The organism is Enhydrobacter sp. (assembly GCA_025808875.1).
Taxonomy (GTDB): Bacteria; Pseudomonadota; Alphaproteobacteria; order Reyranellales; family Reyranellaceae; genus Reyranella.
Genome location: CP075528.1, coordinates 5,115,748 through 5,130,046 on the forward strand (window position 1 = coordinate 5,115,748; position 14,299 = coordinate 5,130,046).

Sequence of the window (14,299 nt, forward strand, 5' to 3'; positions counted from 1 at the left end):
AATTACGTAGTCTCAAACGCTGTCAGGCGAGTGGCATGTCGTATGCGCTGGAAAATGGCGTGGCTACCCTCCGCCTCGGCCCGGCTCACCAGCATTTCCTTGCAGAACCGCTCGGCGATGTCGCGCAGCTTCTCGCGAGAGTCGATGCCTATCGGCGCAGGACTCTTGTTGGCCGGCGGACAAGAGTCCGATCATCGCCCAGTGCCGTCGGACCAAGCCAAGCTCAATGAACGCAGAGACTGAACGGCGTGCCTGCCTATTGCAGGCGGACGTTGAGGCATGCTGCAAATTTCTTGGCGCGCCGCTCGAACGCCGGCAAAATGAGTAGGGGCTTCGGATTCGCGCTCTTTCACTGTCTTTCGCGGGTGCACTGCTGACCGCGGGGGAGACACGAGTCCGATAGATCGCCCGCTATGTGAATCACAACGACAAGCGCGGCGTGGCACAACAAGGGGAGTAACCGTCAAATGAAATCGCACGTTCACACTCAGGATTGCGGCTGTCTCGCCATACTCGGTCGCAGGAGCTTGTTTGGTCTGGGATTGGGGGTAGCCGCTGTCGCGGCAGCGCAACCGGCGCTTGCCGTCAACAAAGGCTACGAGGCCATGCTGCTGAAGTGCATGGATCCGCGCTTCACCACCAACGCCTGGGCCTACATGGCAAGCCGCGGCTGGCAGAACCTCTACAGCCAGTTCAGCATCGCAGGCGGCCCCATCGGCGTCGTCGCGCCGGCCTTCAAGGACTGGCACAAGGCCTTCTGGGACAACCTCCAGATTTCCGTCCAGCTCCACAACGTCAAGCGCGTGGTCGCCATCACGCATCGCGACTGCGGCGCCGCCGCCGTCGCCTACGGCGACCGCATCAAGAGCGATCGGGCCTTCGAGACCAGGATGCACACTGAGGTCTTGCACCAGTATCGTGTCGAGACGCTGAAGCGCCATCCCAAGCTCGTTGTCGAGTTGGGCATCATGGAGCTCAACGGCGCCGTCGAGCCCGTGACCTAGAAAACCTGCCGGTATTACCCTCATAGAAACCTCTGTTGCCTGGCGCGGGTCCTGACATGCGATTGGGAGCTCGGCCGCGGTTCCGACGCCGTTGCCAAGCGTGTAGTTGCCGTCCGAGAGGGGCCAAGGGGGGCACCAATATGAGATGGCTTCTGGTGGCTACGGCATTGGGGGTCTGCCTGGGCCAGCCGGCGGCAGGGCAGAGCCTGGCGCTCGAGTTGAAGCGTTTCCTGCACGACGACGCCGCCGCAACCCTGCATCTACGCAGCTACCTTTTCGATCGGCGCCGCCCGACCATGCCTCATTTTGCCAGCATGGCGGGAGGTGGATGGGTAGGCCTGCAGAGCGGCTGGTTCTACGATGTACTTCAGCTCGGGGCGGTGGGGTATACGACGCAGCCGATTTGGGCACCGCGCGGCCCTTACGAGACCTCCGACGGAACGAGGCTTCTGAAGCGCGGTGGCTATGGCTTCTTTTCCTTGGGCGAGGCCTATGCCTCCGTGCGCTGGAGCAATCAGGTCGCGACCGTGTATCGCCAGCGGATCGACGAGCTCGAGGTCAATCCTCGAGACAACCGGATGATCCCCAACACCTTCGAGGCCTATGCCCTGCGTGGCAAGCTCGGCGACGATTTCAGCTATTTCGCCGGCTACGTTGCCGCCATGAAGCCACGCGACGAATCGGGTTTCGCGAACATGGCCGAGGTCGCCGGCGCGCCCAACGTCAATGCCGGCATGCTGCTGGGCAGCCTGAAATACGGCGATCTCTCGAAGCTTCGACTGCGTGCGGCGGCCTATGTCGTGCCCGACATCATGTGGTCGAGCTATGGAGATGCCGGTGGAACCATCGCTCTCACCGACGACCTCACGCTCAGGCTCCAGGGACAGGTTGCGGTACAAGGCAGCACTGGTGCCAATCTCCTCACCGGCGAGCCTTTCAGCACGTTCTGGGCGGGCGGGCAGGCGGATTTGCTTTGGGGGCCGCTGTCATTGAGGCTGGCCTACACGCAAGTGGGCACCGCGGCCCGTTGGCGTTCGCCCTACGGCGTCTGGATCGGCTACAACAAGCGCCAGGTGCTCGATTTCGATCGTGCCGGCGAACGCGCCTGGCAGATTGGTGCCGGCTACGACTTTGCCGCAGTCGGCCTTGCTGGCCTCACCCTCATGGCGTCGGCCACCTACGGCGACAATGCATTGATACCGGGTACTGGCGGGCTCCTTCGCGAGGACTGGGAATACAATCTTGACCTGCAGTTCCGGGCAGACAGGCTCCCCCTGCCCGAATGGCTGCAACCTCTGCAGCTGCGTGGTCGTGCGGCCTTTATCGATCGCTACTTCGCGCAATACGTAAACTCGTACACCGAATATCGACTGATCCTGAATTACGAGCTGACGTGGAAAGGGCGAGGCCGACACTGATGGCGCCGGAATTTCCTCGAGCGCTATTGCGACACCGACACGCTGTGCTGCACGATGCACTTCCCCTCGCCCTCGGTCGGCCATATCAAGCGCTGGGGCGAAGGCTTCCGCCTGGAATACGCAAAAGCCTGAGGAGCCGGATCATGAGCGCTGGCGCGTCGACGATACCCACCCAGACCCTGAAGATCGAGAAGGTCAAGGAGCACATCGGTGCCATCGTCACGGGCATCGACCTTGCGCAACCCGTCGACGGCGCGACGCACAAGAAGCTCTACGACGCTGTCGTCGAAAACGTGGTCCTCGTGATTCGCGGCCAGGAGCATCTCACCCCGGCCCAGTTGCAGGCCGCTGGCGAACTGTTCGGCGAGCTGATGGAGGACCAGAACCGGCGCTATCTGGTCGACGGGTTTCCGTTGATCAGCGTGCTCGACAACCGTCACCTGGACAGCAAGGGCCAGCCGGCAAAAGTCGGTGCCAATGCCACCTGGCACACCGACCACACCAACCAGGAATTGCCGCCCAAGTTCACCATGCTCTATGCGGTCGCTGTGCCGGACAGGGGCGGCGCGACATCGGTCTGCAACGCGCGTGCGGCCTACGAAGCGCTTCCGGACGACGTGAAACGCAAGATCGCCGACGCGAAAACCGAGAATACGTTGATCAGCAGTGCGCGCATGACGACCGGCAATCCGGACATCGTGAAGGCCCAACGCGAGTCAACAAACCCGCCGACGATCCATCCCCTGGTCCGCACCCACCCGGAGACCGGCACCAAGGCCGTGTGGTTTCACAAGGCCAAGACCGAGACCGTCACCGGTCTGTCGCCCGAGGAGACCCAGGATTTTCTGCAGAATCTGACCGACCGGATCACCCAGCCGCAATTCTGCTACGCGCACGAGTACAAGAAGGGCGACCTGCTGATCATCGACGACCGCGCCTCGTTGCATAAGGCCGGCTTCGATTACGATCACAGCCAGCATCGCCGGCTCTATCGGATGCTGGTGCGCGGCGACCGTCCCTTCTGAGGGGCGGCGTGAGGGGATGGACGTGCAGTGCTCAATGCGGATACGGTGCCTTGGCGCGCAGTCGGTCGAGCGCTGGGCGCTTACTGCGATGCCCGGTGGGAATTTCGTTCTATTGGGGGAATGTCGATGCTGAAAAGAGTAGCCGCAGCCACCCTGGCAACCTTCCTCCCTGTCGGGCTGGCGCTGGCCGAGCCGGCTATTTTCACCTGGACAGGATATGGCCTGAACGTCCCCGGAAGCGGCAAGTGCCCAGGCTACAAGATGACCATCGACGTCACGGTCGTCGGCACGGACGTGCAGGGACGCTTCCAGCAGGAAGGCCGCCCCGAGCGGAACTTCAAGGCGACGCTGGGTGCCGATATGAAGTTCAAGACGACGGCCATCGTCGGCGGCGGCAACAGGATGGACGTCGTCGGCTCCCTCAAGGAGGGCGCCTCGACGATCATGCTCGACGGCTACTGCCTTTTCGAGGGCCCGCTCACCAAGAAGTAGCCGACCCAAACTCATCCAGCTCCAGGCCCCGACGGTACGGGCGGCCCTACGGGCTGATCCAGAACGTATCGGGCTGGTAGAGTCCGATGTACCCGCCCGGATCCCAGGCGTGGTACCCCTGCTTGGGAACGTTGCGAATCTTCGGTCCGACGACGATGGGCTGGCGAATCCCGTTCACCGTCCCGATGCTGAACACCTCGTCGGCGCTGGTGGCGAGGATCTTTTCCCAGGCCTTGCGGCGTGCCGCGGAGTCGACGGCGGTCTCCCATTCGTGCACGTAGTCCAGCAGCTTGCAGGCCGACGGCAGGTCGCATTGCTCGCCTTTCGTGCCCTTGGATTCGGTGAACATGCCCCAGCGCGACCATTGCAACCCGCCCTGCATGGTCGGCGCGAATTCCTTGGGGCTGGTGTCCGCCGTCGGCACGGCGGTCACGACTCCGGCGAAGGCTGTCATGATCGCTTCGCCCGAGAACGCCCTCAGCCGGAAATTCTCGCGAGTCTGCGGCTTGGTCAGCATCTTGATGCCGACTTTCTTCCAGGCTTCGCCGATGAGCTGAAGGGTATCGGCGTCCTCGGTCTCCTCGCTTGCATGCTCGACGATGATGACGGCCGGCCGACCGTCGGGCAGCAGGCGGATGCCGTCGGAGCCGCGCTTGTTCAGGCCGGCCTCGTCGAGGAGCTTGCCCGCGAGCTTGGGGTCGTGGCTCGCCCACTTGGTCGCATACTCGGGCTTGAACAGTTCGGAGCGCTCCATGACCGTGTTGTTGGAAGGCTTGGCCAGGCCCAGGTAGACGCTTTGGTTGAGCTCCTCGCGGTCGATCGCCAGCGACAACGCGCGGCGAAACCGGACGTCGCGCATCAGCTTGCGCCATTCCCCGTCGCTCGCGGTCAGGTTGGGGTAGAGCGCGATCTGCGAGCCAGAGCCGGACTCCCAGAGATGAACCTTGACGCCCGACGTCTTGGCGCTCGTCTGCAGGAAGGTGTAGTCGCGCATGTTGAGGTAGCGCGGCTGCAGGTCGGCCTCGCCGAGGCCCGCCTTGGCGGGGATCAGGTTGGCCGCCGCCACGGTCATGATCACCTCGTCGATGTAGGGCAGCTGCTGTCCCTTCTGGTCGATGCGGTGATAGTAGGGATTGCGCACGAAGACGAAGCGCTGGGCCGGCGGCACCGTCGTGAGCACCCACGGGTTGAGCGTCGGCATGTCGACATTGCTGTTGCCGTACATCACGTCCTGGCGCCGGAAGACGTTGGCCCAGCGGCTGCCCTTGTGAAGCTTCAGAATCTCCTCCTCGGGCGTGTACTTGCCGTGCAGCGTCCTGAGGTAGTGCGCCGGCCGGAACAGGAAGAGCGGCGCGGCGCGCGACTGGCTGGCGATGAAATAGGGATTGGGCTTGTCCCAGCTGTAGCGGATCGTCCGCTCATCGATGATCTCGACCTTGGGCGGCTTGCCGTCGACGAGGAGCTCGACGGACGGCCCCGCCGGCGACAGTTCGCTGTTGTTGGCGATGTCCTCCCAGTAGAAGCGGAAGTCCTCGGTGGTGAAGGGATGGCCGTCCGACCATTTGTGGCCGGCGCGCAGCTTCAGGGTGAACTCGCGATTTTCCCTGGCCTCGAAGCTCTCGAGAATGTCGGGCCGCAGCTCGAACTTGTCGGTGTAGACGATCAGTCGTGTGTAGCTGTAGACCGTCATCAGACGGGTGTCGCGCGAGCCCGAGATCAGCATGTTGAGCTGGCCACCGTGCTTGCCCGGGCCGTCGCCGCCGGCGAACCGCTCGATGACCAGGGGCTGCCGGGGGATGCGCTTGTCGACCGGCGGCAATGCGCCCGACTTCACCCGATCCACCAGGCTGGGCGTCTCCTGCATCGTCGGCAGCGGATCTGCCGCGAGGGCCGGCGTTCCCACCAAGCCCATCACCAGCACCTGCGTCAGGACACGTCTTTTCATTTTCATTGCCAGCCTCCGTTTGCCCGCCTGCCGGCAGTCGTTGCCGCCGGCTTCGCCGGACGATCGACTCCACTGGGGACCAATCACGCGCGCCGGATACCCCTGAAGCCATGCGGATGCTAACATCCTGTTGCGCATCCGGTGAAGGCCGATGAAGGCCAAAGCCGCGCGGAGGACGGTTCTCTACGGCTTCCAGCGCAGAAAGTTGCCGATCAACCGCAGCCCGGTCGCCTGGCTCTTCTCGGGATGGAACTGCGTGCCGGCGAGGTTGTCCCGGCCGACGATGGCCGTGATGGGCCCGCCATAGTCTGTGATCGCGAGCAGCGAGCCCGGGGTGGCGACCGCAAGCTGGAAGGAATGCACGAAATAGGCGTGATCGTTCGGCGCGATGCCCTCGAGCAGGGCATGCGGCCGGAGATCCTTCAGCTCGTTCCAGCCCATGTGCGGGATCTTGAGATGCGCCGGCCCCGGTTCGATGCGCACGACGTCGCCGGCGATCCAGTCGAGCCCATCGTGGATGCCGTATTCGACGCCGCGCGTCGCCATCAGCTGCATGCCGACGCAGATGCCGAGGAACGGCTTGGCGCGCTCGATCACCTCCTGCTGCAGGGTGTCGACCATGCCCGGGACGGCGTGGAGGCCGGCGCGGCAGTCGGCGAAGGCACCGACGCCGGGCAGCACGATGCGGTCGGCGTCGGCGACCTCGCGCGGGCTCGAGGTCACGACGATGCGCTCGTTCATGCCCGTCTCGCGCGCGGCGCGCTCGAAGGCCTTGGCGGCGGATCGGAGATTGCCCGAGCCGTAGTCGACGATGGCGACGGTCATGGTGTCAGGGGCGGGGCTTGGACCTAGAGCACGCCCTTGGTGCTGGGCACCGCCGTCTGCTGCCGCGGGTCGATCTCGACCGCGACGCGCAGCGCGCGGGCAAGCCCCTTGAAGCAGCTCTCGACGATATGATGGTTGTTGTCGCCGTACTGGTTCCACACGTGCAGGGTCAATCCGCCGAGCTGGGCGAAGGCCTGGAACCACTCCTTGAACAGCTCGGTATCCATGGTGCCGAGCTTCGGCTTGGAGAAATCCACCTTCCAGATCAGGTAGGGTCGGTTGGAGGCGTCGAGCGCCACCTCGGTCAGCGTCTCGTCCATCGGGATCTTGGCGCTGCCGTAGCGGCGGATGCCCTTGCGGTCGCCCAGCGCCTTCGTCAGGCACTCGCCCAGCACGATGCCGGTGTCCTCGGTGGTGTGGTGGTAGTCGATGTGAAGGTCGCCCTCGGCACGCAACGTGATGTCGATGAGGCTGTGGCGGCTGAGCTGCTCGAGCATGTGGTCGAGGAAGCCGATGCCGGTCTTGATGTCGTAGGCGCCGGTGCCGTCGAGGTTGATGGCGGCGGCGATGCGCGTCTCCTTGGTTTGACGCGCCACGGACGCGCGCCGCCCGCCGGTGCCGGGGGTCGTGAGCTGGGCTGAGGATGCGGCCGTATCGGGCATGGCGCCTTCATACAGAAGGCACGAGCCCGGGTCGAGGCCGGCCGGCCGCGTCAGGTCGGCGCTGTCGAGGCCTTCTGCGCGCCCCAGAAGCCGAACAGCGCGCCGGCGACGCGGCGGATCTGGATCTCCTCCGACCCCTCGGTGATGCGGTAGCGCCGGTGGTGGCGGTAGATGTGCTCGAACGGGAAGTGCCGGGAATAGCCGACGCCGCCATGGACCTGCATGGCGCGGTCGGCGGCGTCGCAGACCAGGCGGTTGGCGCGGTAGTTCGACATCGCCACCCATTCGCTGACCTGCATGTGGTGCTGGCGGTCGAGGTGCCAGGCCGTCTTGCGCACCAGGCCGCGCGTCATCTCGGCCTCGGTGTGCAACTCGGCGAGCGGGAACTGGATCGCCTGATTGGCGGCCAGTGGCTTGCCGAACACCTTGCGGTTCCGCGCATAGGCGACCGACATGTCGATGCAGTATTGCGCGGCGCCGAGGCTCGAGGCGGCCTGGCGGATGCGGTTCTCGTGCACGAAGGTCTGCGCCACGTCGAGCCCGCGCCCTTCCTCACCCAGCATCGCCGAGCCGGGCACCTTGACGTTGGTGAGCGACACCTCGGCGTGGTCTGAGGGCATGTTGAAGGTCCACCACATGTACTCGACCTTGAAGCCCGGCGACGTCACCGGCGTGAGGAAGGCCGAGATGCCGCGCGCATCACCCGGCTTGCCCGAGGTGCGGGCGAAGACGAGGTCGACGGTGGCGGTGTGCATGCCGGTGTTGAACCGCTTCATGCCGTTGATGATCCAGTCGCCGCCCTGCTTGACCGCCGTGGTCTCCATGAAGGTCGCATCGGAGCCGTGATGCGGCTCGGTGAGGCCGAAGGCGATGCGCTCCCTGCCGGTGATCATGCCCTCGACATAGCGCTCCTTCTGCTCCGTTGTGCCGAAGCGGTGGAGCAGCAGCGCGACCGGGAAGTTGCCGACGATCGAGCTCTCGTTCTGCAGGTCGTTGTGCAGGCCGAGCCCCTTGTGCGCGAGATGCTCGCGGATGATCGCCATGGCGAGATTGGAGCCGTCCTTGCCGCCGAGTTCCTTCGGGAGGGCGAAGCGCAGATGGCCCGCCTTGTCGGCGCGGCGGCGCATCTCGGCCAGCAACTCCTCCCATTCGTGGCGCGGCTGGCCGTCATTGTCCCAGTCGGTGCGCGCATGCTCGCGGCGATGGTCGAAGAAGCGGACGTTGTCGTTCTCGCGCTCCAGCGGCCGGATCTCGCGCTCGATGAATTCATCGAGCTCGCGCAGATAGGCGGCGATCTCGGCAGGGATGTCGAAATTCATGGCTCTCTCTTCGCTGGGGCGCGGCACTCCGGTGCCGCGTCATGATGGCGCCACCGGGGTGGCGCGCCCAGACTACGCCGCCGGCAGGTCGACCCGGAAGCGGCTGCCGCTGCCGTCTGCCGCAAGGCAAACCGCCTCGCCGCCGTGCCGGCGCGCGATCGTGCGGACCAGGGCGAGGCCCAGCCCGCTGCCGCGTCCGCTCTCGGGCGAGGAGGCGAGCCGATAGAAGGGTTCGAAGATGCGCTCGCGTTCCGCGGGCGGCACCCCGGGGCCGCGGTCGCTGACTTCGAGGATGGCTCGGTCGCGTTCCCGGGCGACCGACAGGGCGACGGTGCCGCCGCCGTAGCGGCGCGCATTCTCCAGCAGATTGCGGATCAGGCGGCGCAGCAGGAGGCGATCGCCCTCCACCATTACCGGCTCGCCATCCGCTTCGAGATCGTAATGGGCCGCCTCCTCGGCGGCGACGGCCAGCAGGTCGACGGGTTCCCGGCGCTCCAGCTCGGGCTGGGCGTCGAGGCGGCTGGCGAGCAGGATCTGGTCGATGAGCTGGTCGAGTTCGGCAATGTCCTCCTTGAGCGAATCGCGCGTCTTGTGGTCGGTGCTCTCCGACAGCAGGGCGGTCGCCATACCGATCCGGGCGAGCGGCGTGCGCAGCTCGTGACTGCAGTTGGCGAGCAGCAGGCGATGCGCCGCCACCAGCTCCTCGATACGCTGCGCGGAGCGGTTGAAGCTTTCTGCCAGGGCGGCGAGCTCGTCGCGACCCTCGACCTTGACCCGGGCCGAGAGGTCGCCACGGCCGAGCCGCTCGACACCGGACTTCAGCCGTTCGAGTCGACGGCCGAGATGGCGCACCACGGGATACACGCCGACGGCGATGGCGATAGCCACGAGGGCCAGCACGGCCGCGATCCAGAAAGTCGGGCCGGGAGGGCGTTCCTTCACCTGGCGGGCGACCAGCCAGCGGCCGTCCGGGAGCTGCAGCGTGAACACCGGGCCCGCCGAACCGCGCCGCCAGCCGATCCGGGCGCGATTGGGGTCGAAGCGCGGCGGCACGCGGCCGACCCTTGCGATGGCTGTGCCGTCGGGCCGATAGAGCGCGAGGTCGAAGCGCAGCTTGCGATGCAGGATCTCGATCGCCTTCTGGCTGTCGGCCGGCGCCGCGTCGGCGTCCGGCAGCAGGGCGCCGGTGAGCTCGGCCGCGACGTCGAGATATTGCGGGGTGCGCGCCTCGTCTTCGGCCAGCTTCCAGAGCAGCGCTGCCGCGCCCACGAACACGACGAGCACCAGCACGATGGTGACGTAGAACTGGAGGTAGAGGCGCTGCATCTGAATGCTATCTCCCCGCTGCGCGGGGACGAGGGGGAACGTCGCGCCTCATCGGTCCTGGTCTCGGGCGAAGACGTAGCCGGCGCCCCGCACGGTCAGGATGCGGCGCGGTTTCTTGACGTCGTCCTCGATGGCGGCGCGGATGCGCGAGACGTGAACGTCGACTGAGCGGTCGAAGGCCTCGAGCTTTTCGCCCTTCAGGAGATCCATCAGGGCATCGCGCGACAGCACGCGCCCCGGCCGCTCGGCCAGCGCCAACAGGAGTGCGAACTGGTAGGAGGTGATCGTCCGCTCCTCGCCGTCGAGCCGCACGATGCGCGAACCCTTGTCGATCTCGAGACGGCCGAAGCGCAGGATGTCGGCCTTCGCCGGCGCGCGGCGGCGGCGCAGGATGGCGCGCAGGCGGGCCTGCAGCTCGCGCGGCTCGAAGGGCTTGGCGAGATAGTCGTCGGCGCCGATCTCGAGGCCGACGACGCGGTCCATCGGCTCGCCGCGCGCCGTCAGCATCAGGATGGGAACATCGGAGACGTCGCGCAGCCGGCGGCAGAGATCGAGGCCATCGGCGTCGGGCAGCATCAGGTCCAGGATCACCGCGTCGAACGCCTCGCGCTTGAGCAATGTCTCGCCCTCGCGCGCCGTGCCGGCGGCGGTCAGACGAAAGCCCGCCCCGCCGAGATAGTCCGAGACCATCCCGGCGAGACGGGCGTCGTCGTCGATCATCAGGACACGCTCGGCCATGCGTCAGTATCGGGCCGAGCCGCCCCCTATGTCACGTCAGCCACGCTTGCCGCGATGCTCGCCACGCTCGCTCCACTTCTTGAAGAAGGCCTGGCGCTGCGCCTGGTTCAGCACGCTGCCGGCGTCGGTCAGGGCCTTGGTGAAGCGCTGGGAGGCCTCGTCGGCGACCTTCATCTGCTCCTGGCGGATCTGCTCGATCTTCGCCCGGTCGATGGCCGGCGCCTGCATGGCGTCGGTCATGGCCTTGCGTGCCTCGACCCGCTTGGTGTGCAGCGGCTTCATGTCGGCGAACGCCGACTGCAGGATCTCGGTCACCTTCTTCTTCTGCTCTTCGCTCGCGTCGGTGCCGTCCAGCGCCCGGTCCACGCGCTTCTCGATGCGCTGCTGGAACTTGGCGGGATCGGCGCCGGCCTTGTCGCCGCGCGCCAGGGCCGGGCCGCCGGCGGTGGCGGCGAGGCTGCCGACCAGAAGGGCGGCCAGCATGGTCCGGATCGTCATGGTTGCCATCGTTCGTTGCTCCTTGTCTGGGGTTACGAGACCCCGGGACGGTGATATGGAGCCCGCCGGTTTCCCATTCCTCTCGCGCGTGTAAAGTTCTGTAAAGATGACGACGCTCCGCACCGAACGGCTACTGCTGCGGCCACTGGCGTCAGGCGACGCCGAGGCGTACGCCGCGATGCGCTACCATCCCGAGGTGGCGAAGTGGCTGCCGCCGGCTGAGGGCGATCCTGTCGCCAATGCGCGGACCACGATCGGTCGCTTCGCCGCCGCGTGGCGCGAGCTAGGCCATTCACCCTGGGGCGTGTTCCTGGACGACAGGCTGATCGGCCATGCCGGCCTGAACCACGTGCCCGAGTTCGGCCAGACCGAGGTGCTGTGGGCGCTGCACCCCGATCGCTGGGGCAAGGGTTATGCGACGGAGGTTGCCAAGGCGGCGCTCGCGTTCGGTTTCGACACGCTGAAGCTCGACCTGATCTTCGCCATCACCCTGCCCGAGAACCTGTCGTCGCAGGCGGTGATGAAGCGCATCGGCCTCACTTACCGCAAGCGCGTCGACTACAAGGGCTTCAAGGAGATCGTCTGGTTCGACATCGACAAACCGGCTTGGCAGGCCGCCCGCTAGCCGGCGAGCACTTCGATCGCGGCGCGATGGACTGCCGGGTCTCCGGCCGCGAGCACAGAGCCGTCCGAACGCATGTCGAGTTCGCCACCGCGCCAGTCGGTGACCAGACCGCCGGCCCCCTTGATCACCGGGACGAGGGCGGCGAAGTCGTAGAGCTTGAGACTCGCCTCGACCACGAGATCGACGTGCCCCGCCGCCAGCAGGCCGTAGGCGTAGCAGTCGCCGCCCCAGCGGAAGAGCTTCACCTTCTCGGTGAGCGCGCGGTGCGGCCGCTCGTAGGCGCCGGGGAACATGATCGGCGAGGTCGAATACATGTAGGCTTGGCCGAGCGATTCACAGGCACGCACGGCGATCGGTGCGCCGTTCAGGGTGGTGCGCGCGCCGGCAACGCCGACCCAGCGCTCCCCGAGGATCGGCTGATCGATCACGCCCAGCACGGGCGAGCCGCGGTGCAGGAGCGCGATCAGGGTGCCGAAGATCGGCAGACCGGTGATGAAGGCCTTGGTGCCGTCGATGGGATCGAGCACCCAGACATAGTCGGCATCGGTGCGCACCGCGCCATGCTCCTCGCCGAACACGCCGTGGTTCGGCACGTGCCTGTCGAGCAGGGCGCGCATCGCCGTCTCGGCCTCGCGGTCGGCGGCGGTGACGGGGCTGAGATCGCTCTTGTCGTCGACCGTCAGTCCGCTGCGGAAGTAACGCGAAACGATGGGTCGCGCGGCGTCGGCGAGGCGATGGGCCAGAGCGACCAGCTCGGCGGAAACCGGTCCGGCCATCGCGGCTGCGAGCTTACGGTCCGAGCGTCTTCAGGAAGGCGATGATGTCTGCGCGCTCCTGCTCCTTGGAGATGCCGGCGAACGCCATCTTGGTGCCGCGCACATAGGAGGTCGGCTTGAAGATCAGATGGTTGATGTCCTCGACGCTCCACGTGCCGCCCTTGGCCTTCAGCGCCGATGAATAGGCGAAGCCCTCGTGGCCCGCCTTCTCGCGTCCGACGATCGCCCACAGATTCGGGCCGACCTTGTTGGCGCCGCCCTTGTCGGTGGTGTGGCAAGTGAAGCACTGCTTCTGGAAGGCGACCTTGCCGGCCTCGACGTTCGCGCCGGCCAGCTTGGGCTCGATCGGCGCCAGCTCGGCGGCGGCGGGCGCAGCGGCCGCTACCTGCGGCGCGGCGTCGGCCACCTCGATGGCGGGCTTGTCGAGCTTGTGTGGATGGACCACGGCGTTGGACACCTTGCCCACCACCATCGCGAAGAGGGCGGAGGCCAGAACGCAGCCCGCAACCGTGTTGAAATTGGCCATCGTCAGTTCCCGCAGCAGCAGATTGTCTGGACCTGCCTGTAGCACGCCCCAAGCCCCGTCAGTAGTATCTCATCGGCCTGCGGCCCTCGCGCGGCGGAACGTCGCAAGTCTCGGATATTGCGAGGTTTTTCGTGCCCGGGCCGGTGGTTGACGGGGCGCATCCGGCGGGCGAAACAACCGGCCCGCTATCGGGCAGGGTGAAAAGGGGAGATCGAGCAATGGCGAAGGCCAAGGCCGGGGCCAGGGATAGGGCCGCCAACACGATCGCCTTCCAGGGCGAACCCGGTGCCAACTCCGACATGGCCTGCCGGGCGGCCTTTCCCTACATGACCACCCTGCCCTGCCCGACCTTCGACACCGCCATGGCCGCGGTCCAGAGTCGGCGCGCCGAGCTCGCCATTATCCCGGTCGAGAATTCGATCGCCGGTCGGGTCGCCGACCTGCACAGTCTCCTGCCGCACACCCGGCTGCAGATCGTCGCCGAGCATTTCCAGCGCGTCGAGCACTGCCTCGTGGCGTTGCCCGGCGCTTCGCTCAAGAGCATCCGAACGGTCAAGAGCCACGTCCAGGCGCTGGCGCAGTGCCGCAACTTTCTCAAGAAGCATCGCATGCAGCCGCTGGTCCATGCCGACACGGCGGGCGCCGCGCGCGAGATCGCCGAGATTGGCGACCGGAACGTGGGTGCCATCGCCTCGTCGCTGGCGGCGCGCATCTACGGCCTGAAGGTGCTGGCGCGCAACATCGAGGACGCCGACCACAACACCACGCGCATGCTGGTCTTCTCGCGCGAGGCGGCGCGGCCGGATTGGCGGACGGTGGCCTGCATGACGGCCTTCCTGTTCCGGGTGAAGAGCCGGCCGGCCGCGCTCTACAAGGCGCTGGGCGGCTTCGCCACCAACGGCGTCAACATCGTCAAGCTGGAAAGCTATCTGTCAGGCGCGCATTTCGAGCAGGCACAATTCTATGCCGAGGTGGAGGGTCATCCCGAGCAGCGCGGATTGCACCTGGCGCTCGAGGAACTGGGCTTCTTCTCGGAGGAGCTGAAGATGCTCGGAACGTTCCCGGCCAACCCGTTCCGCCGCAAGGGCTGGGACGCGCCGACGCGCCCGGGCACCTGAGG

General features: G+C 66.3%; 15 protein-coding genes. 6 read left to right on the plus strand and 9 right to left on the minus strand.

Annotation, left to right across the window (positions count from 1 at the left end; genetic code table 11):
* The first annotated feature begins 467 nt into the window (after positions 1–467).
* From KIT25_25330 to KIT25_25345, 4 genes are all read left to right on the plus strand, one after another.
* Complete coding sequence (locus KIT25_25330) at positions 468–1,004, plus strand: hypothetical protein (protein ID UYN95287.1); 537 nt, start codon at positions 468–470, stop codon at positions 1,002–1,004.
* A gap of 140 nt (positions 1,005–1,144) precedes the next feature.
* On the plus strand, positions 1,145–2,422 hold the full coding sequence (locus KIT25_25335; protein UYN95288.1) for an OprD family outer membrane porin: 1,278 nt from the start codon (positions 1,145–1,147) through the stop codon (positions 2,420–2,422).
* Positions 2,423–2,565: 143 nt separating this feature from the next.
* Entirely contained in the window at positions 2,566–3,447 is an 882-nt protein-coding gene (locus KIT25_25340; GenBank protein ID UYN95289.1) for a TauD/TfdA family dioxygenase, read from the plus strand.
* Between the two features lie 120 nt (positions 3,448–3,567).
* Positions 3,568–3,939, plus strand: a complete 372-nt coding sequence (locus KIT25_25345; protein UYN95290.1) for a hypothetical protein — start codon at positions 3,568–3,570, stop codon at positions 3,937–3,939.
* A gap of 46 nt (positions 3,940–3,985) precedes the next feature.
* On the opposite strand, the gene KIT25_25350 is transcribed toward KIT25_25345, so the two are convergent.
* The 7 genes from KIT25_25350 to KIT25_25380 form a co-directional block, all read right to left on the minus strand.
* Positions 3,986–5,884, minus strand: a complete 1,899-nt coding sequence (locus tag KIT25_25350; protein UYN95291.1) for an ABC transporter substrate-binding protein — start codon at positions 5,882–5,884, stop codon at positions 3,986–3,988.
* A 183-nt stretch (positions 5,885–6,067) separates the two neighbouring features.
* Positions 6,068–6,709, minus strand: coding sequence for an imidazole glycerol phosphate synthase subunit HisH (hisH, locus tag KIT25_25355; protein UYN95292.1), 642 nt, complete (start codon positions 6,707–6,709; stop codon positions 6,068–6,070).
* A 23-nt stretch (positions 6,710–6,732) separates the two neighbouring features.
* Complete coding sequence (gene hisB, locus KIT25_25360) at positions 6,733–7,371, minus strand: imidazoleglycerol-phosphate dehydratase HisB (protein ID UYN95293.1); 639 nt, start codon at positions 7,369–7,371, stop codon at positions 6,733–6,735.
* A gap of 50 nt (positions 7,372–7,421) precedes the next feature.
* Positions 7,422–8,690, minus strand: coding sequence for an acyl-CoA dehydrogenase family protein (locus KIT25_25365; GenBank protein ID UYN95294.1), 1,269 nt, complete (start codon positions 8,688–8,690; stop codon positions 7,422–7,424).
* Positions 8,691–8,762: 72 nt separating this feature from the next.
* Entirely contained in the window at positions 8,763–10,016 is a 1,254-nt protein-coding gene (locus tag KIT25_25370) for a HAMP domain-containing protein (GenBank protein ID UYN95295.1), read from the minus strand.
* Between the two features lie 48 nt (positions 10,017–10,064).
* Positions 10,065–10,754 carry a response regulator gene (locus tag KIT25_25375; GenBank protein UYN95296.1) on the minus strand — a complete coding sequence of 230 codons (690 nt, stop codon included), beginning with the start codon at positions 10,752–10,754 and terminating at the stop codon, positions 10,065–10,067.
* Positions 10,755–10,790: 36 nt separating this feature from the next.
* On the minus strand, positions 10,791–11,261 hold the full coding sequence (locus tag KIT25_25380) for a periplasmic heavy metal sensor (GenBank protein ID UYN95297.1): 471 nt from the start codon (positions 11,259–11,261) through the stop codon (positions 10,791–10,793).
* 97 nt (positions 11,262–11,358) lie between these two features.
* Between KIT25_25380 and KIT25_25385 the strand changes: the two genes are divergently transcribed.
* Positions 11,359–11,877, plus strand: coding sequence for a GNAT family N-acetyltransferase (locus KIT25_25385; protein ID UYN95298.1), 519 nt, complete (start codon positions 11,359–11,361; stop codon positions 11,875–11,877).
* Here KIT25_25385 and hisN read toward each other — a convergent pair.
* Together hisN and KIT25_25395 are read right to left on the minus strand one after the other, a co-directional pair.
* Positions 11,874–12,653, minus strand: a complete 780-nt coding sequence (gene hisN, locus KIT25_25390) for a histidinol-phosphatase (protein ID UYN95299.1) — start codon at positions 12,651–12,653, stop codon at positions 11,874–11,876. The two genes, KIT25_25385 and hisN, sit on opposite strands and share 4 nt — an antisense overlap.
* 13 nt (positions 12,654–12,666) lie before the next feature.
* Positions 12,667–13,179: a cytochrome c family protein gene (locus KIT25_25395; protein ID UYN95300.1), complete on the minus strand. Its 513-nt coding sequence runs from the start codon at positions 13,177–13,179 to the stop codon at positions 12,667–12,669.
* A 218-nt stretch (positions 13,180–13,397) separates the two neighbouring features.
* On the opposite strand from KIT25_25395, the gene KIT25_25400 reads away from it, so the two are divergent.
* Entirely contained in the window at positions 13,398–14,297 is a 900-nt protein-coding gene (locus KIT25_25400; protein ID UYN95301.1) for a prephenate dehydratase, read from the plus strand.
* Positions 14,298–14,299 lie beyond the last annotated feature (2 nt).

Coding starts and splice junctions, on each gene's coding strand:
- hisN (UYN95299.1), bottom strand. CDS start 12,653: ATGGCCGGACCGGTTTCCGCCGAGCTGGTCGCTCTGGCCCATCGCCTC.
- KIT25_25400 (UYN95301.1), top strand. CDS start 13,398: ATGGCGAAGGCCAAGGCCGGGGCCAGGGATAGGGCCGCCAACACGATC.
- KIT25_25350 (UYN95291.1), bottom strand. CDS start 5,884: ATGAAAAGACGTGTCCTGACGCAGGTGCTGGTGATGGGCTTGGTGGGA.
- KIT25_25335 (UYN95288.1), top strand. CDS start 1,145: ATGAGATGGCTTCTGGTGGCTACGGCATTGGGGGTCTGCCTGGGCCAG.
- KIT25_25365 (UYN95294.1), bottom strand. CDS start 8,690: ATGAATTTCGACATCCCTGCCGAGATCGCCGCCTATCTGCGCGAGCTC.
- hisB (UYN95293.1), bottom strand. CDS start 7,371: ATGCCCGATACGGCCGCATCCTCAGCCCAGCTCACGACCCCCGGCACC.
- KIT25_25340 (UYN95289.1), top strand. CDS start 2,566: ATGAGCGCTGGCGCGTCGACGATACCCACCCAGACCCTGAAGATCGAG.
- KIT25_25370 (UYN95295.1), bottom strand. CDS start 10,016: ATGCAGCGCCTCTACCTCCAGTTCTACGTCACCATCGTGCTGGTGCTC.
- KIT25_25375 (UYN95296.1), bottom strand. CDS start 10,754: ATGGCCGAGCGTGTCCTGATGATCGACGACGACGCCCGTCTCGCCGGG.
- KIT25_25345 (UYN95290.1), top strand. CDS start 3,568: ATGTCGATGCTGAAAAGAGTAGCCGCAGCCACCCTGGCAACCTTCCTC.
- hisH (UYN95292.1), bottom strand. CDS start 6,709: ATGACCGTCGCCATCGTCGACTACGGCTCGGGCAATCTCCGATCCGCC.
- KIT25_25380 (UYN95297.1), bottom strand. CDS start 11,261: ATGGCAACCATGACGATCCGGACCATGCTGGCCGCCCTTCTGGTCGGC.
- KIT25_25395 (UYN95300.1), bottom strand. CDS start 13,179: ATGGCCAATTTCAACACGGTTGCGGGCTGCGTTCTGGCCTCCGCCCTC.
- KIT25_25385 (UYN95298.1), top strand. CDS start 11,359: ATGACGACGCTCCGCACCGAACGGCTACTGCTGCGGCCACTGGCGTCA.
- KIT25_25330 (UYN95287.1), top strand. CDS start 468: ATGAAATCGCACGTTCACACTCAGGATTGCGGCTGTCTCGCCATACTC.